The following is a 17,291-nucleotide window of genomic DNA, read 5'->3' on the forward strand; positions in this document are numbered from 1 at the left end:
CCTCTCTTTACGTACGTTCAGCGACGCGTGGGGTGCCCGGGCGGGCGGCCGCACGCGGCGGACTTCGTCGACGGACTTCCTACGGACTTCCTACGGCGCCCCCAAACTACCTCCAACCACTGACAGCGGGTTGTGGCGGCGTTACACAAGGACGTCAGGGAAGCATCCACCCGAGCGCCGCCGTGCTCTGGCCCACCACGATCAGGCACATCACGAGCAGCAGGCCGAGGCTCCAGGGCAGCACCTTGCGCAGCAGATCGCCCTCCCTGCCCGCGAGTCCGACGGCCGCGCACGCGATGGTCAGGTTCTGCGGGGAGATCATCTTGCCGAGCACCCCGCCCGAGCTGTTGGCGGCGGCGAGGAGTTCGGGCGAGAGCCCCGACTGTTCGGCCGCGGTCACCTGGAGGGCGCCGAACAGCGCGTTCGCCGAGGTGTCCGAGCCGGTCACCGCGACGCCGAACCAGCCGAGCACCGGCGAGAGGAAGGCGAGGCCCGCGCCCGCGTCGGCCACGAAGTGCCCGATGGCGGCGGCCTGTCCGGAGAGGTTCATGACGTACGCGAGCGCGAGGACGCTCGTCACCGTCAGGATCGCGAACCGCAGTTCGTGGACGGTCGCCGCCCACTCCCGTGCCGCCACGCGCGCGTGGACGCCGAGTACGGCGGCCGTCCCGAACCCGGCGAGCAGCACGAGCGTGCCGCCGGTGGCCACCAGGGGCAGCGAGAAGACGTTGCCCCCGACCGGGTCGCCCGCGGGGTCGGCGACGTCCAGGAAGGGCCAGTCGAAGGTGCGAGTGGCCTCGGTGAGGAAGTCCTTGACGGGCGGGATCTGCGCGACGGAGAAGATCGCGACGATCAGGGCGTACGGGGCGTAGGCGCGCAGCACGTCGGCGCGCGGGTCGTCGTGGTCGAGGTCCTCGCTGCGCGCGCCGGTGAGGACCGCGGCGCGCACGGGCTCGGCTGCGGGCCTGCGCGCGTGCGGCACGGCCACGAGGGCGCCCGCGCCCGCCAAGGCGGCACCGATGTCGGCCAGTTGCGCAGAGACGTAGTTGGAGGCCGCGAACTGCGCGGCGGCGAAGGCGAAGCCGCAGACGAGGGCGGGCACCCAGGTCTCGCGCAGGCCGCGCCGTCCGTCGACGAGGGCGACCAGGAGCAGCGGCACGACGAGCGCGAGCAGCGGCGTCTGGCGGCCGACCACGGTGGCGACGGTGTCCAGGGGGATGCCGGTGACTTGCGCGAGCGTCACTACGGGGGTGCCCATGGCTCCGAAGGCGACGGGCGCGGTGTTGGCGACGAGGGCGACGACCGCGGCGCGCACCGGGTCGAAGCCGAGCGCCACGAGCATGACCGCGCTGATCGCGACGGGCGCACCGAAGCCCGCGAGGGCTTCGAGCAGCGCGCCGAAGCAGAAGGCGACGACGAGCGCCTGGATGCGCGGGTCGTCGGAGAGCCGTCCGAAGGAGCGTCTGAGGATGTCGAAGTGCCGGGTGCGGACGGTCATCCGGTACACCCACAGGGCGTTGACGACGATCCACAGGATGGGGAAGAGCCCGAAGACGGCCCCCTGGGCGGCGCTGGACACGGTCTGGCCGAGGGGCATGCCGAACACGAGCCAGGCGACGGCCACGGCCACGCACAGGCCGATGAGCCCGGCCCGGTGTGCCTTCATGCGGACGGCGCCGAGGAGGACGAGGACGGTGAGCAGGGGAAGGGTCGCGACGAGTGCGGACAGGCCGAGCGAGTCGGCCACGGGCTCCAGTTGCTGCACGAACACGGGGTGCCTCCCTGGATGATCCCTTGATCACGGGGTGGCGAAATAGTCGTGGCCTCGACAAACAGCCGTCAATCCGTGTGCCGGTGAAGATTCACTCATGGGCGTGCGGACCGCACGCCCGGCGGCATGGGAACAGGCCGGCCGGACTGCGTCCCGGTCGGCCTCGGACGTCAGGCGGGGGCCGTGCTCAGTTGTCCGGCGAGCGCAGCACCCGCAGATGGCCGCGGCGCGCGACCTCCATGGGGTCGGCTCCGCGCGCACCGCCGCCCGCACCCGCGGCGCGCTCCTGGGGCCGTGCGGCCTCCCGCACGGCGTTGGCGAGGGCTTCGAGGTCGTCGCCGCTGGGCCGGGCCGGGCCGGAGGCGTCGGCGAGCCGGACGACCTCCCAGCCGCGCGGCGCGGTCAGGCGCTCGGAGTGCTCGGCGCACAGGTCGTAGCAGTGGGGTTCGGCGTAGGTGGCGAGGGGGCCGAGGACCGCGGTCGAGTCGGCGTAGACGTACGTCAGCGTCGCGACGGCGGGTCGGCCGCAAGCGGTGCGCGAACAGCGACGTACAGGGCTCACGACGTTGGACGGTACCGCACTCTTGAGCGGGCCGCGACGACTCTCCACCAGGTCACTCCCCCGTGTCGTGCTGTGCCACCGTGCGTGGCGTGTCCGGAAAGCACCGCTCTGACCTGCGGAGACACAAGGGACCAACGGGGCCTGTGGTGTTGAACCCGGTCACCACTCGGAACAAATACTGCCAATCAGGGCGAGATCGGCGGTACAGGAGAGATGCACAATCGTGCCCAAGCTTGGCTGGAATGGTCAGGAAGCGACATGCCGTGCTCCGCGCGGAAAGGGCGATCTCGGGGACTACGCTTCGTCAGTGATGGACGACCCCGTACAGCCCCGCTCCGCCGAGCCGAGGCCCCGCCGCCGCGACCGCCACGGCAGGGGCATGCGCGGCCCCGTGGCGCCGCCGCAGGTCCCCCTCTCCACGAGCCGCGCCGAGGCCTTCACCGACCTCGTGCAGGACTCGGTGGAGCGCCTGGAGCGGCGCTGGCCGCAGCTCACCGAGATCGACTTCCTGGTGTTGGAGGTGCCTCCCACCGTCGGCGGCGCCCCCGACGACGAGTGGACCGGGGAGACCGTACCGCTCGGGGGGACCGTGACCGCGTCCGAGGGGCGGCCCGCGCGGGTCGTCATCTACCGGCGGCCCGTGGAGATCCGGACCAAGGGGCGGGACGAGCGGGCCGCGCTCGTCCACGAGGTGGTCGTCGAGCAGGTCGCCGAGCTCCTCGGGCTCTCCCCGGAGTCGGTGGACCCCCGCTACGGCGAGGACTGACCGGCCGGGCCCCCCTTACTTCTGGAGTACCTCCAGGTCCTGCTTCGCCCTCGGCACCTCCACCGTGCCCCTGTCGTCCGGCAGGGACTGGATCGTGAACATGGGGATGCCGTTCTCGGGGATCTCCAAGGTGCGCGACGCGTAGACAGGGGTGTCCGACTGGGGCTCCAGAGTGAGGGCGTAGGAGCCCTTCAGGCCCACGGGCGCGGGCGGGGCGACGGCGAGCGTCGTGCCCGCCTTGACCGTGTACGTCTTGCTGGTGGCCTCGCCCGCCTCCGTGCCCGGGGACGCGGTCACCTTGACGCGGGTGGTCTTGTCGGGGGCCGTCAGGGAGAGCGTGGTGCCCTTGGCGCGGTTGTCGGCGACGGTGGCGCGGGCGCCCACGGGGGCCGTCGCCGGGATGAACGCCGTCTCCTGCTTGGCGCCCTTGCCGCGCGTGACGCGGAGCGCCGCCACGACCGGGACCGGGTCCTCCGTGGGGGTGAGGACCAGCGAACCCGCCTCCCCCTTCGTCACGTCGCCCAGGTCAACGGCCGCCGTCATGCCGGACTTCACGTGCAGGCTCTCGTGCCCGGCCGGGGTGATCGAGCCGGTGGGCGAGGCGAGTTGGACCTTCAGGTCGGCGTCGTCGGCGCCGGGCGCGAACGCGACGAGACGCACCGAGGTCGCGTCCTTCGGGATGCCCGGCAGCACCAGACGGGGCGCCGGGTCGGTGGCGGCGGGCAGCCAGTCGCCGCCCAGCTCCTCGTCCGACGACTGGACCGCGGCGGCGACGCGGCCGCTGCGCGCGGTGACGTGCATCGTGAGGTCGGTCTGCGGCTTGGGTGTGAGCGTGGACAGGAGCACGGGGACGCTGGAGCGCGGCTGGATCTGGATGGACTCGCCGACCTCGGCCTTCAGGGCGCCGCCGGGGCCGTACAGCTCGATGTCCACGACCGCCGCCGCGTCGTCGGGGTTCATCAGGTGGACGTAGTCGTTGCGGCCCTTGGCCGTGCCGGCCCCCGGGAACCAGAAGTCGGTGTCAGGGGCGGTGCAGTTGGTGCCGTGCAGGCCGCGCCCCGCGCCCGCGCTGACCGAGGTCGTCTGCTGGGCGGTCCAGCCGGGCGCGAGGCGGCCGTCGGCACTGCCGATGAGCGTGGGGGCCTCCGCGCCCGACTCCTCGCCGGAGACCGGCTTCCCGGGCTCCTTCTGGGTCAGGAACGGCTTGGCGCCCTTGCCCTTGCCGCCCTGCGGCGCGTCCGTGAGCTGCTTGACGACGGGGAACAGCGCGGCCCCGCCCGCGCGCCCCGAGGCCCGCGAGGCGGGCGTGAACGCCGTGTACGTCGTCTCCGCGAGGTCGGACGTGCTGGGCTCCGGGCACAGCAGGCTCGTGCGCTCCACGGGCAGCCGCTTCGCCGCCGCGGCGCCGCCGTCGCCCGCGGGGGCGTTGACGGCGGCGAAACCGGTCACGGCGGCCAGGGCCGCCGCCGCGGCGATCAGGGACAGGGTGGTGCGGTTCACTGCTGGCTCCCGTCGGGACGCTCACTGTCGGTGCCGTGCGGGGGGCGCGGCGGCACCGGCGGGTGCTGCGGGTGGGCGGCGTCCGTGGCGTCGTAGGAGCCGTACGTCTGGCCGTAGCCGGGGTTCGTCTCGTACGTGCCGTACGTGCCTTCGTAGGCGTACGGGTCGTACTGGGCGCCCTGGTAAGGATCCGCCTGGTACGCCTGGTCGTAGCCTCCGGAGGCGTACTGGCCGCCCTGGTGGTGCTGTTCGCCGCCGTACGCGCCCTGGTCGGCGCCCGCGTGGGCGGGGGTCTGCCACTCGCCCTGGGCGGGCGCGTGCTGGGGCGGCGCGGGGGTGTGCTGGGCCGGAACGGCGCCCAGAGCGGCCTCTTCGGGGGTGCCGTCCGGGAACGCGCCCTCCTGGGGGCCCTGTTCGCCCTGGGCCCGCAGCCTGCGCGCCCTGCGGCCCTCGCCCGCGGCTGCCTGCGCGGGCACCAGCTGCTCCTCCGGGAGGTCGTCGTCCACGTCGCGGCGGCGGCCGGGCAGCGCGAGGACCACCAGGACGAGCGCGAGGGCGCCCTGCGTCCACAGCAGCGCCGTGTGGGCGGCCGGGGCCTCGTACGTGATGTCCAAGCGGCCGCCCGAGGCGGGCAGTTCGAAACCCTGGGCCCAGCCGTCCACGGTGGTCCTGGTCAGCGTGTGGCCGTCCAGGGTCGCCGTCCAGCCCGGGTCGACCGCGTCGGCGAGGCGCAGCACGCGGCCCTCGTCGCCGGACGGGACCTTCGTGTGCACCTCCACGGGGCCCGCGGCGACCGGCTCGGGGTCCTGGGAGCCGGACACGACGGCCGCGCGGGCGACCTGCCGGTCCACGCGCCACAGGGCGCTGCCGTCCTCCTGGCTGAGCCGGGTCAGGCCCGGTGTGGTGTCCAGGGTGCGGCTGAGCTGGCGCGGGGCGCCGTCGCGGACGAGGACGTAGCGCACGGCGTAGCCGCCGAGCTGGTCGGCCTGGTCGGCGCCGGAGCCCGTGAGGAGGCGGGCGACGATGCGGTCGAGGCGGGCGTCCGTGCCGTCCTTCGCGGCGAGTTCGGCGTCGCCGAGGCGGGCGCCGGAGCCGCGGACCAGCATGTAGGCGACCTCGGCCGGGGACGCGCTGTCCAGGACGAGCGTGCGGGCCTGGTCCTGGGTGCGGCTCTCCTCGGCGACGAACGCGGGCACCTGCACCGGGTCGCGGCGCTCCAGCGGGCCGTCGGCGCCGCGGATCATCCACCCGGCGGCGGCGAGCAGCGGCCCCGCGGCCGTGGCGAACGCGATGAGCGCGGCCACCGGCTGGCGCCAGCCGAAGCTCTGCTCGGCGACGCGCGCGCGTGCGCCGTCGGCGCCGAGCGCGGCGGCGGCGAGCAGCGCGATGCCGTACGCGAGCGTGGCCGGGCCCGCCCACGCCGAGCCGTTCGAAAGGGCGGCGAAGACCAGCGCGACCAGGGCGACGGCCCAGGCGGTGCGGACGGCCAGCTGCCGCTCGGCGCGCAGCAGGGCGGCGAGCGCGGCCAGGACGATGCCGATGAGCAGCAGGCCGTGCACGGTGCCGGGGCCGCCGGGGCTGCCGCCGAGCAGGTCGAGCGCGGACGCGGAGCCCGTGCCGTACGCGAGACCGGCCTCCTTGAAGAAGCCGGTCGGCAGCAGCGTGAGGGACCAGGGCGCGAGGACGAGCAGCGGCGTGCCGACGGCGGCCAGGAAGCGGGTGCCGTACGCGACGAGGTCGGCGCGGCGCAGCGCGAGCACCAGGAGGCCGACGACGGCGGCGATGGGCCACACGATGGGCGTGAAGGCCGTGGTGACGGTGAGCAGCAGCGCGTACGCCCACGTGGCGCGCCAGCTGCCGCGGCCGCCGTCCTGGGAGGTGAGCCCGGCGGCCGAGGCTCCCGCGCGCGCGATGAGCGGCAGCAGGACGGCGAGGACCGCGGTGCCGACGCGCCCGCCCGCGAGCGCGCCGGTGGTGGCGGGCAGGAAGGCGTACGCGACGGACGCCCACGCGCGCAGCAGCCGGGAGGTGACCAGGGGCCGGGACGCGAAGTAGGCGGTGAAGCCCGCGAGCGGCACCGAGCCGATCAGGAGGACGGTGACGGCGAGCCCGGTGGAGCCGAACAGGAGCGTCGACAGGCCGGCCAGGAGGGCCAGGTAAGGGGGCGCCGCGTCCGTGCCGCCGATGCCCACGGGGTGCCACGCGTCCGCGTACCGGGACCACAGGTCCGAGGCGTCGGCGGGCGCGGGCAGGAGCGCGCCGCCCGCGAGCGCGCCGCCGCCGAGCAACGACCGGCACGCGACGAGCGAGACGAAGAGCAGGACGACGAAGAGCAGCGGTCCGGGCTTGCGGGCGACGCGCTTGAGGCGCGCGAACTGCTCGATCTCCAGGAAGTCGGCGTCGTCTCCCCCGGGCCCCGACTCGACGGCTCCGTGCCGCCCCGCGGCGGAGACCTCGGGGTCGGAGTCGCCGCCGAGGTGGCCCGCGACCTGCTCGACGGTGGCGCGCACCGTGGCGCCGGGCGGCGGGAACAGGGGGCGCATCTCGCCGCCGGTCACCTGCGGCTTGCCGCGCTTCTTGCGGGCGGCGAGGATCCGCTCGGGCCGCAGCAGCGTGCCGAAGAGCCCGGCGACCTCGTCCAGGGCCTGGCCGGGCGCCTTGCCGAGGAGCAGCCCGAGCGTGCGCAGCAGGGTGCCGACGACGAGCCGGACGAGGACCCAGGGCAGCACGGCGGTGCGGGAGTTGGCGAGCAGGGTGTAGACCGCGCCCGCCTTGTCGACGCGGTGCGGCGAGGTCGCCGTACGGCCCACGCAGTCGACGGTGCGGCGCTCGCGCGAGGCGGCCTCCGCGTGCCGCACGACGGCGTCGGGGGCGACCAGGACGCGGTGTCCCGCCGCGTGGGCGCGCCAGCACAGGTCGACGTCGTCGCGCATGAGGGGCAGCCGGCGGTCGAACCCGCCGAGCCGCTCGAAGACCTCACGGCGGATCAGCATGCCCGCGGTGGACACGGAGAGCACGGGCCGTACGTGGTCGTGCTGGCCCTGGTCCTGTTCGCGCCGGTCGAGGCCGGTCCAGCGGCGGCCCGAGTGGGCGATGGAGACGCCGACTTCGAGCAGCTGTCTGCGGTCGTACCAGCCGCGGAGCTTGGGGCCGACGACCGCGACCTCGTTGCCCGCCTCGCGCTCCGCCTCGACGGCGCGCAGCAGTTCGGCGAGGGCGCCGGGCTCGGGCGCGCAGTCGTCGTGCAGGAGCCACAGCCACTGCTCGGGTTCGCCGTGCGGCAGGTCCGGCAGGTCGTAGGCCTCGTCGCGCCAGGTGCGGCTCACCGGGTCCCAGCCGCTGGGGCGCTTCAGATACGGCAGGTCCTCCGGGGTGAGGACGGGGGCCGTGCGCACCGCCTCGTCGACGGCGGTGCCGAAGCCGGAGCGGCGGGCCAGGTGCAGCACGCGGTCGTCGCCGAGGGCCTCGGTGACCAGGCGCGCGGAGTCGTCGGCGCTGCCGGTGTCGGCCGCGATCGCGTTCTGTACGGGGCGGTCCTGGCCGAGCAGTCCGGCGAGCGCGTCGGGCAGCCAGCGGGCGCCGTCGTGGGAGACGAGCACCGCTGTCACGACGTGCCGCGGGAACTCGGGTGGGCTCGCCGGATCGAACCCCGCCGCGCGGGACGGGTCGAACCCGGCGGCGGCGCCGTCGTGGTCTTGGGGGTGGCTGTGCACGGACATCGAGGTACGGGCCCCGGTTCGCTGGACTGCGGTGGACGCCCGTGCCCTGTGGGGGCGCCGTGGCGTCTCGGACGGGGCCCCACACTAACGGCTGGCGACACAACGGCCCGCCGCCTGTGGACAACTGGGGAGTGCCTGGCTGGTATGCCTTGCGGGTGCGTCACATGGCGCCGCCCACCCGTCCCTGGTAGGGGCGGATGGGCGGGCTGAGGGACGGTTCCGGAAGGGGCGGATCAGACGGCCGCTTTCTTCAGGCGGCGGCGCTCGCGCTCCGAGAGGCCGCCCCAGATGCCGAAGCGTTCGTCGTTCGCAAGCGCGTACTCAAGGCATTCCGAGCGGACCTCGCAGGCGAGGCAGACCTTCTTGGCCTCGCGGGTCGAGCCGCCCTTCTCGGGGAAGAAGGACTCGGGATCGGTCTGGGCGCACAGTGCGCGCTCCTGCCAGCCGAGTTCGTCGTCCGCGTCTTCGACCAGCAGTTCCTGAACCAGCTCGGTCATATGCGCCCCTCGTCTGTCTTCGCGTCCCCGTGGTGCTGCCGTTACCGATTTCGGCTGAACGACACGAGTGAAATTACAAGTGTGCCGATCCGGGGCAGTCAAGCCGGGATCTGCTATTGAGCCCCTTATTCACTCTGCGGAACCAAGGCTTTGCGGAAAGTGTTCAAATCTACCTAAACCGTGACACTCGCCAGTGACCCGTCCGAGCAGGTGTCCCCTCGCCCGACAGGCGTCGCGTCGCGCCCCCTCACCGAGAGGGACGCCACGACTCGCACTCCCGTTGCAGCGAACTCGCCGAAGCGAACCGGATCACATGTGGATCACGGGATCGCGACGGCGGTCGAGCGCCGGTCGACGCGCCGGTTCGAGCGCCGGTTGGTGCGGCTTGTGTCCCCTGAAGCGCCGCACAAACCTTTCCCCTGAGAGAACAACCGGATGCGGTGAAACATTGTCCACATTCCGGACATCGAGTTGACAGGTGAGGTGTGAGCCGCTGTCCTGGTGGGCATGCTCGCGAACTTGGCGCTTTCCGTGACCCGCAACAGCGGGTCTGCCGGTGCTGCCCTCGCGCGCTGTCGCTGTACCTGTGCGTGTGCCTGTTCCAGCTGTTGAGCCACACCGTCTCCAGCTGTTGAACCGCTGAGCCACCGCCAGGCCCCGGCCACCCCGCTCCCCGGCGCCCGCTCCGCACCCGGCCCGCACCCCCGAGCAGCACCTCTCCGCTTTCTGCCCCGCGACACCCCAGCACTCTTACGTTGAGGAACCACCGCACCCCATGAACAGCGACAGCGACCTCCAGATCGCCGGCGACATCCTCGAAGTCCCGCACCTCCTGCAGCCCCCGCGCGAGCACCCCGAAACCGTCGCGGAGTTCGCCGGGCTCGCCCGCGCCATCGCCGCCGACCGCGCCCAGTGGGCACCCCTCGTCCAGTACGACGCCACCAGCCGCTGGTACCACCGCCTGCGCACCGCGCCCGGCTACGAGGTGTGGCTGCTCTCCTGGGTGCCCGGACAGAGCAGCGGCTTCCACGGCCACGGCCGCTCCTCCGGCGTACTGACCCTCCTGGAAGGCCGGTTGACCGAGCGCACCCGGCGCGGCAGCCGCACCCTCGCCGCGGGGGCGCAGCGCGTCTTCGCGCCCGGCTACGACCACGAAGTCGTCAACGACTCCCTGGAACCCGCCGTGAGCCTGCACGTCTACTACCCCGGCCTCACCGAAATGCCGATGCACACGGCCCGTTGCGAGGCACACGCGCCGCGGGACCCGGCGCGCGACGCACTCACCGCGTAGGGCGCACAACCGGCGCGATCCCGCCGACGTCACGGCCGAACCCCCGGGCGCCTGCCGCACTGTCACACCCGCCTGCGATGCTGGGCACATGCGCATTGTGGTTCTGGCCGGCGGCATCGGCGGCGCCCGTTTCCTCCGCGGCCTCAAGAAGGCCGCGCCCGACGCGGCGATCACCGTCATCGGCAACACCGGTGACGACATCCACCTGTTCGGCCTGAAGGTCTGCCCCGACCTCGACACGGTGATGTACACGCTCGGCGGCGGCATCAACGAGGAACAGGGCTGGGGCCGCGAGGACGAGACCTTCAAGGTGAAGGAGGAGCTCGCGGCCTACGGCGTCGGACCCGAGTGGTTCGGCCTCGGCGACCGCGACTTCGCCACGCACATCGTGCGGACCCAGATGCTCGCCGCGGGCTATCCGCTCAGCGCCGTCACCGAGGCGCTGTGCGAGCGCTGGCAGCCCGGCGTGCGGCTCATCCCCATGTCGGACGACCGCGTCGAGACCCACGTGGCCATCACCGTGCCCGACAGCGACTCCGGCGAGCGCAAGGCCGTGCACTTCCAGGAGTACTGGGTCCGCCTGCGGGCCTCCGTCGACGCCCACGCGATCGTGCCCGTCGGCGCCGAGCAGGCCAAGCCCGCGCCCGGCGTCCTCGAAGCCATCGCCGAGGCCGACGTCGTCCTCTTCCCGCCGTCCAACCCCGTCGTCAGCGTCGGCACGATCCTCGCCGTGCCCGGCATCCGCGAGGCCATCGCCGAGGCCGGGGTGCCCGTGGTGGGCCTGTCCCCCATCGTCGGGGACGCGCCCGTGCGCGGCATGGCCGACAAGGTGCTCGCCGCCGTGGGCGTCGACTCGACGGCCGCCGCCGTCGCCGAGCACTACGGCAGCGGACTGCTCGACGGCTGGCTCGTCGACACCGTGGACGCCGCCACCGTGGAGCGCGTCGAGACCGCGGGCATCCGGTGCCGCGCCATCCCGCTGATGATGACGGACGTCGACGCCGCCGCGGCCATGGCCCGCGAGGCACTCGCCCTCGCCGAGGAGGTCCGCGCGTGACCGCCCCGGCCTTCCGGGTCTGGGCCGTGCCCGGACTGCCCGAGGTCCGCCCGGGCGACGACCTGGCGAAGCTGATCGCCGCGGCCGAGCCCGGCCTCGCCGACGGGGACGTCGTCCTCGTCACCTCGAAGATCGTCAGCAAGGCCGAGGGGCGCGTCGTCGACGCCGACGACCGCGAGGCCGCGATCGACGCGGAGACCGTCCGCGTCGTGGCCCGCCGCGGCACCCTGCGCATCGTCGAGAACCGCCAGGGCCTGGTGATGGCCGCCGCCGGGGTCGACGCCTCCAACACCCCCGCGGGGACCGTCCTGCTGCTGCCCGAGGACCCCGACGCGTCCGCGCGCGCCCTGCGCGCGGGGCTGCGCGACGCGCTCGGCGTCGACGTCGGCGTGCTCGTCACCGACACCTTCGGGCGCCCCTGGCGCTCCGGCCTGACGGACGTCGCCATCGGCGCCGCCGGAGTGCGCGTGCTCGACGACCTGCGCGGCGGCGTGGACTCGTACGGCAATCCCCTCCAGGCCACCGTCGTCGCCACCGCCGACGAGCTGGCCGCCGCCGGTGACCTCGTGAAGGGCAAGGCCGCCGGGCTTCCCGTCGCGGTCGTACGCGGGCTGCCGCACGCGGTGCGCGGCGCGGACGGCCCCGACGGCACCGACACCGGGGCGCGGGCCCTGGTGCGCGACGCCCGCGACGACATGTTCCGCCTCGGCACGAGCGAGGCCGTGCGGGAAGCCCTCGCCCTGCGGCGCACGGTGCGGGAGTTCACCGACGAGCCCGTCGACCCCGGGGCCGTGCGGCGCGCCGTCGCCGCCGCCGTGACCGCGCCCGCGCCGCACCACACGACGCCCTGGCGGTTCGTGCTCCTGGAGTCGGCGGAGTCCCGGCTGCGGCTGCTCGACGCCATGCGGGACGCGTGGGTCGCCGACCTGCGGCGCGACGGCAAGTCCGAGGAGTCCATCGCCCGCCGCGTGCGGCGCGGCGACGTGCTGCGCAACGCGCCGTACCTGGTGGTCCCCTGCCTCGTCACGGACGGCGCGCACACGTACGGCGACGAGCGGCGGGACGCCGCCGAGCGGGAGATGTTCGTCGTCGCCGCGGGCGCGGGGGTGCAGAACCTGCTCGTGGCCCTCGCCGGGGAGCGGCTCGGGTCCGCGTGGGTGTCCTCGACGATGTTCTGCCGTGACGTGGTGCGGGACGTGCTCGGGCTGCCGCGGGAGTGGGAGCCGATGGGGGCCGTCGCGGTGGGGCACCCCGCCGTGGCGCCGGTGGCGCGGGTCGGTCGGGACGCGGCGGAGTTCCTCGTCGTGCGGTAACCGGGCCCTCGCGGAGGCGCCCCTTGCACGAAGGGCTGCCGCCCGACCGTCTCAGAGGGCCGCGATGTCGGCTTTCGGCATCTTGGGCTTGCGGCGCGGCGGGGTGTGGCCGCTGAGGCAGATCAGCCGGGCCGCGCGGTGGCGCTGGCCTTCGTAGGGGGCCAGGAGTTCCAGCATGCGGGCGTCGTCGGCGTCGCGTTCGCCCGCCAGGGCGTAGCCGATGATGCCGGGCAGGTGCAGATCGCCGACGGTGACGGCGTCGGGGGCGCCGTTGCTGCGCTGGACCGTCTCCGCCGAGGTCCAGGGGCCGATGCCGGGGATCAGTTCGAGCCGGGCCCGGGCCTCTTCCGGAGGCATCGCCGCCGCCTCCTCCAGGCGGGCGGCCACTCGCGCGGCCCGCAGGATCGCCGAGGCCCGCTTGTCGTCCACCCCTGCCCTGTGCCACTCCCAGGACGGGATGCGGCGCCACGTCGCCGGGTCCGGCATCACGTGCATGCGGGCCTGCGGGGGCGTCGGGCCCGGGGCCGGTTCGCCGTACGTGCGGACCAGCAGGCGCCAGGCGCGGTACGCCTCGTCCGTGGTGACCTTCTGTTCGAGCACCGACGGGATCAGGGATTCGAGCACCAGGCCCGTACGGGTCAGGCGCAGGCCCTGGCGGCGGCGCTCCGTGTGCGCGACCAGGCGGTGGCGGGCGGTGAAGCCGTCCGGGGCGTCCGCCGCGCCGAGCAGGTCGGGCAGGGTGTCCAGGGCCCAGTCCGCGCCCGGACCCCAGGCCTCCGCCTCCGCCGTGCCCGCGCGCAGCGCCACGCGCAGGGTCGCGGGGCCCTGCGGGGTGCGGGTCGCCCGCCAGACCGAGCCGTCCGGGGTGGTGCGGAAGGTGGGGTCGGCGGGGCCCCGGCGCAGGGGGCCCAGGGTGAGGCCCAGGTGCAGCGGGGCCTCGGGGGTCCAGGTGCGGCGCCTGGCCGCGGTGGCGGGCCGGGGCCTCGCCGCGGGGACACGGGTTTCGCCGCCGCGCACGGTGGGGCGGGTGGGGCGGGGGGCGAAACGGGAGGACATCCGTCGAGGGTAGCCCCGCCGGGAGCCCGCCCGTCCGCCCTTCCCGAAGGCGGAAGCCTGCCCGCCCGTTCCCGAAGGCCGGGGGCCGCCCGCCGGTGAGCCTGCCCGCCCGCCCCGCCCGAAGGCGCCCTACTGGTCCGAGGAGAAGCGGACCGAGCCCGCCGGGAGCGTGGCCTCGCACCAGACGCGCACGCCGTCCCGCAGTTCGTTGTCCGCGCCGATGCGGGCGCCGTCGCCCACCACCGCGCCGGTGAGGACCGAGCGGGCCCCGACCGAGGCGCGGGCCCCGATGAGGGAGTCGGTGATGACGGCGCCGGGCTCGATGACCGCGCCGGACAGGATCGTGCTGCCGTACAGCCGGGCGCCCTCGCCGACCACCGCATGTTCGCCGATCACCGTGCCGCCGGTCAGCTTGGCGTCGGAGGCGACCCGGGCGGACGGCAGGACCAGGCGGTCGCCGCAGCGGCCGGGCACCGCGGGCGAGGGGGCACGGCCGAGGACGAGGTCGGCGGAGCCGCGCACGAAGGCCTGCGGGGTGCCGAGGTCCAGCCAGTACGTCGAGTCGACCAGGCCCTGGAGGTGCGCGCCGGAGGCGAGCAGCTCGGGGAAGGTCTCGCGCTCGACGGAGACGGGGCGGCCCGCGGGGATGGTGTCGATGACCGAGCGGCGGAACACGTACGCGCCCGCGTTGATCTGGTCGGTGACGATCTCCTCGGGCGTCTGGGGCTTCTCCAGGAAGGCGAGGACCTTGCCGGTCCCGTCGGTGGGGACGAGGCCGTACGCGCGCGGGTCCGTGACCCGGGTCAGGTGGAGCGAGACGTCCGCCCGCGTCCGCTCGTGCTCGGCGACCAGGGCGCGGATGTTCAGGCCCGTGAGGATGTCGCCGTTGAAGACCAGGACGGGATCCTGCGGCCCGGAGCGCAGGCGCGACGCCACGTTGCGGAGGGCGCCGCCGGTGCCCAGGGGCTCCTCCTCGGTGACGTACTCGATGTGGAGACCGAACGCCGAGCCGTCGCCGAAGTACGGCTCGAACACCTCCGCCAGGTACGACGTGGCGAGGACGATGTGGTCCACGCCCGCCGCACGGGCCCTGGCCAGCTGGTGGGTGAGGAACGGGACACCCGCCGCCGGGACCATGGGCTTGGGTGTGTTCACCGTGAGCGGCCGCAACCGGGTGCCCTTGCCGCCGACCAGGAGGATCGCTTCTGTCACCTGTCGTCTCTGCTTCCTGCTGGGGCCGGCCGAACTCTGTTTCGGCCGGCCAGTGTATGCAGACGTGTATGCGGGCCGTGCGGTGCGATCGGGGTCAGCGGCCCTGGTAGCGCGCCGACGCGGTACGGGCCGTGCCGAGTTTGCTGTAAAGGCGGCGGCCCGGGCACTCGGTGGCGAAACCGTCCCGGTGGCCGGAGATCACATGCAGCCGGACCTTCGTGCCCTTCGAGTAGAGGTTGCCACCTCCCGACTTCAGGTATGTCGTTCCGCGGGGATTCGCCCCGAACAGGCCCAGCTTCCACGCCGTGAGGCGGGCGACGGCGGTGACCGCGGCCTTCGGCGGGGCGGCACTGGTGTAGGTGCCGAGGACGGCGATGCCCATGCTGTTGGTGTTGAAACCGAGCGTGTGGGCGCCGAGGACGGCCTTCGCCACGCCACCGGCGCGGCCTTCGTAGATGTTTCCGCACTTGTCGACGGCGAAGTTGTAGCCGATGTCGCGCCAGCCACTGCTCTCGACGTGGTAGCGGTAGATACTGCGCAGGACGGAGGGCGCCTGTGAGCAGCGGTAGTTGTTGCCGGTGGCGCTGTGGTGCACGAAGGCGGCCTTGACGGTCTTCGTGTACGCGAAGTTCCGTTCGCGGAGCCGCTCGTCGGCGCCCCAGCCGCGGCGCGTGACGATGCGCGGGCGCGGGCCGACGTAGGGCCGGGCCCCGCTGGCGCCGGGAAGGCCGCGGGCGGCCAGGAGGTCCGCTCGGGTGCGCTCCTTCGTCAGCTCGGGGACGGCCGGGGCGCCCAGCGGGGCGAGGTCGGCGTTCACGGCGGAGGAGGCCGCGGCCTCGGCGGTCATGGTGGTGGCGCGCGGGGCGTCGGCCGGGGCGCCGCCGGGCGGGGGCGCCGCTCCGGGATCCACGAGCTCCAGGCGCAGCCCGGCGGGGAGGAGCCCCGGGGCGCCGTCCGCCGGGGCCCGGCCTTCCGCGTCGCCTGCCGGGGTCCGGCCTTCCGCGTCGGCCGCCGCGGCGTGGGCGTGGAGGGCGTCCGCCGCCGGGGCCCGGTCGCGCGGGGTGGCCGGTCGTCCGGCGCGTGCGCCCGTCGCGGGCTCCGCGCCGCGCGCCCGTACGCGTACCTCCACTCCGTCCGAGTCCCCCACCCACAGGGGGGCGGTCGCCCCGCGCACCCGGCCCGAGGCGCGCTCGGCCGTGCCGGGGTCCGCGGCGTGCTCGTGGTTGTGCGTCTCGACGTCCTGCCAGGCGGACCAGACCGTGGTGCCGGTGGCGCGGGTGCGGACCTGGACGGTGCCGCGAAGCTCGGCGTCCGCGTCGTCCCAGACCACGCCGAGCAGCGAGAACGGCCGTACGTCACGCCGCGGCAGGCCCTCCGCCCGGGGCGCGCCGCCCGCCCGGTCGGAGCCGAGCGGGGCCAGCGGGAGCGACTGGGTACTGCCGGGCAGCGCGCCCGCCGCGGGCGGCCCGGCGGCCGTGGCGGCGGCCGTCGACGGAAGGGCGAGGGGCAGGGCCAGCGCCGCCGCACAGGTGACACCGATCGAGGAAGCAAGGAATCCACGCATGCAGACGATCGTCCGCATATCGGGCCATATCTGTCCATTGGGGAACTGACGGTCCGTCGGCCCGGAGTCGGCCGAACCGGTGGCCCCAACTGCCCCGCCCGCACGGGCGACACGCGGGCCCCGCGTACCCTTGCGGCCGTGAACGCCAACGACCGCACCCCTGCCGACCTGCTGCGATCCGCGCTCGCCGCCGACCCGGCGCGCCCACTCGTCACGTACTACGACGACGCCACCGGTGAGCGCGTGGAATTGTCCGTGGCCACCTTCGCCAATTGGGTGGCCAAGACCGCCAACCTGCTCCAGGGCGACCTCGCCGCCGAGCCCGGCGACCGGCTCGCCCTGCTCCTTCCCGCGCACTGGCAGACCGCCGTGTGGCTGCTCGCCTGCTCCTCGGTGGGCGTCGTCGCGGACGTCGGCGGCGACCCGGCCGGCGCCGACCTCGTCGTCAGCGGCCCCGACACCCTCGAAGCGGCGCGGGCCTGCTCCGGGGAGCGGGTGGCGCTCGCGCTGCGGCCGCTCGGCGGGCGCTTCCCGCAGACCCCGGACGGCTTCGTCGACTACGCGGTGGAGGTGCCGAGCCAGGGCGACCGCTTCGCGCCGTACGCGCCCGTGGACCCGGACGGGCCCGCCCTGGCCGTCGACGGCGCCGAGCTGACCGGCGCCGAGGTGGTGGCGCGGGCCCTGGACGACGCCGCCGGGCTCGGGCTCGCAGCCGGGGCGCGGCTGCTGTCCGGCCGCCCCTACGACAGCTGGGACGGGCTGAGCGCCGGGCTGTACGCGCCGCTCGCCTCCGGTGGCTCCGTGGTGCTGTGCCGCCACCTCGACCAGGCCCCGGAGGGCGGCCTGGAGAAGCGGGTGGAGGCGGAGCGGGTCACCGTGACGGTGCGGTAGCCGGGGCGGGCCGGTCCCGGGGCCCCTCACCCGTTCGGCCCACCTTCCGCGAGCCCCCCGCCCCCGGCCGGGTCATGGTCGTAGGAGCGCCA

At 74.7% G+C, this 17,291-nt stretch carries 13 protein-coding genes; 5 read left to right on the forward strand and 8 right to left on the reverse strand.

Annotated features, from left to right (window positions below; genetic code table 11):
* Positions 1-154: 154 nt before the first annotated feature.
* Together MQV74_RS17625 and MQV74_RS17630 are read right to left on the reverse strand one after the other, a co-directional pair.
* Positions 155-1,771 (reverse strand): L-lactate permease, encoded by a 1,617-nt coding sequence (locus MQV74_RS17625; protein ID WP_242718805.1) that lies wholly within the window; start codon positions 1,769-1,771, stop codon positions 155-157.
* A 187-nt stretch (positions 1,772-1,958) separates the two neighbouring features.
* Positions 1,959-2,381, reverse strand: a complete 423-nt coding sequence (locus MQV74_RS17630; protein ID WP_242718807.1) for a DUF3499 domain-containing protein — start codon at positions 2,379-2,381, stop codon at positions 1,959-1,961.
* A 262-nt stretch (positions 2,382-2,643) separates the two neighbouring features.
* On the opposite strand from MQV74_RS17630, the gene MQV74_RS17635 reads away from it, so the two are divergent.
* Positions 2,644-3,099 carry a metallopeptidase family protein gene (locus MQV74_RS17635; protein ID WP_242718809.1) on the forward strand — a complete coding sequence of 152 codons (456 nt, stop codon included), beginning with the start codon at positions 2,644-2,646 and terminating at the stop codon, positions 3,097-3,099.
* A 15-nt stretch (positions 3,100-3,114) separates the two neighbouring features.
* Here the strand turns inward: MQV74_RS17635 and MQV74_RS17640 are convergent, their stop codons facing one another.
* From MQV74_RS17640 to MQV74_RS17650, 3 genes are all read right to left on the reverse strand, one after another.
* Positions 3,115-4,599, reverse strand: a complete 1,485-nt coding sequence (locus MQV74_RS17640) for a DUF5719 family protein (RefSeq protein ID WP_242718811.1) — start codon at positions 4,597-4,599, stop codon at positions 3,115-3,117.
* Positions 4,596-8,318, reverse strand: a complete 3,723-nt coding sequence (locus MQV74_RS17645) for a glycosyltransferase (protein ID WP_242718813.1) — start codon at positions 8,316-8,318, stop codon at positions 4,596-4,598. Before MQV74_RS17645 ends, MQV74_RS17640 begins: the two co-directional genes overlap by 4 nt.
* A gap of 233 nt (positions 8,319-8,551) precedes the next feature.
* Positions 8,552-8,815, reverse strand: coding sequence for a WhiB family transcriptional regulator (locus tag MQV74_RS17650; protein WP_030672713.1), 264 nt, complete (start codon positions 8,813-8,815; stop codon positions 8,552-8,554).
* A gap of 775 nt (positions 8,816-9,590) precedes the next feature.
* On the opposite strand from MQV74_RS17650, the gene MQV74_RS17655 reads away from it, so the two are divergent.
* The 3 genes from MQV74_RS17655 to MQV74_RS17665 all read left to right on the forward strand — a co-directional run bounded on the left by MQV74_RS17655 (position 9,591) and on the right by MQV74_RS17665 (position 12,476).
* Positions 9,591-10,106 (forward strand): cysteine dioxygenase, encoded by a 516-nt coding sequence (locus tag MQV74_RS17655; protein ID WP_138960077.1) that lies wholly within the window; start codon positions 9,591-9,593, stop codon positions 10,104-10,106.
* A gap of 88 nt (positions 10,107-10,194) precedes the next feature.
* A complete protein-coding gene (gene cofD / locus MQV74_RS17660) occupies positions 10,195-11,163 on the forward strand; it encodes a 2-phospho-L-lactate transferase (protein ID WP_242718815.1) in 969 nt (322 codons plus the stop codon).
* Positions 11,160-12,476 carry a coenzyme F420-0:L-glutamate ligase gene (locus tag MQV74_RS17665; protein WP_242718817.1) on the forward strand — a complete coding sequence of 439 codons (1,317 nt, stop codon included), beginning with the start codon at positions 11,160-11,162 and terminating at the stop codon, positions 12,474-12,476. Before cofD ends, MQV74_RS17665 begins: the two co-directional genes overlap by 4 nt.
* 51 nt (positions 12,477-12,527) lie before the next feature.
* On the opposite strand, the gene MQV74_RS17670 is transcribed toward MQV74_RS17665, so the two are convergent.
* The 3 genes from MQV74_RS17670 to MQV74_RS17680 form a co-directional block, all read right to left on the reverse strand.
* Positions 12,528-13,532 (reverse strand): DNA-3-methyladenine glycosylase family protein, encoded by a 1,005-nt coding sequence (locus MQV74_RS17670; protein WP_242718819.1) that lies wholly within the window; start codon positions 13,530-13,532, stop codon positions 12,528-12,530.
* A 129-nt stretch (positions 13,533-13,661) separates the two neighbouring features.
* Positions 13,662-14,744, reverse strand: a complete 1,083-nt coding sequence (locus MQV74_RS17675; protein WP_242718821.1) for a nucleotidyltransferase family protein — start codon at positions 14,742-14,744, stop codon at positions 13,662-13,664.
* Between the two features lie 94 nt (positions 14,745-14,838).
* A complete protein-coding gene (locus MQV74_RS17680; protein WP_242718823.1) occupies positions 14,839-16,308 on the reverse strand; it encodes a peptidoglycan recognition protein family protein in 1,470 nt (489 codons plus the stop codon).
* Between the two features lie 138 nt (positions 16,309-16,446).
* On the opposite strand from MQV74_RS17680, the gene MQV74_RS17685 reads away from it, so the two are divergent.
* The gene (locus MQV74_RS17685) at positions 16,447-17,199 is read left to right on the forward strand and encodes a TIGR03089 family protein (protein ID WP_242718825.1); all 753 of its coding nucleotides are present in this window, start codon (positions 16,447-16,449) and stop codon (positions 17,197-17,199) included.
* Positions 17,200-17,291 lie beyond the last annotated feature (92 nt).

It is taken from the genome of Streptomyces sp. AN091965, assembly GCF_022698285.1.
Taxonomy (GTDB): domain Bacteria; phylum Actinomycetota; class Actinomycetes; order Streptomycetales; family Streptomycetaceae; genus Streptomyces.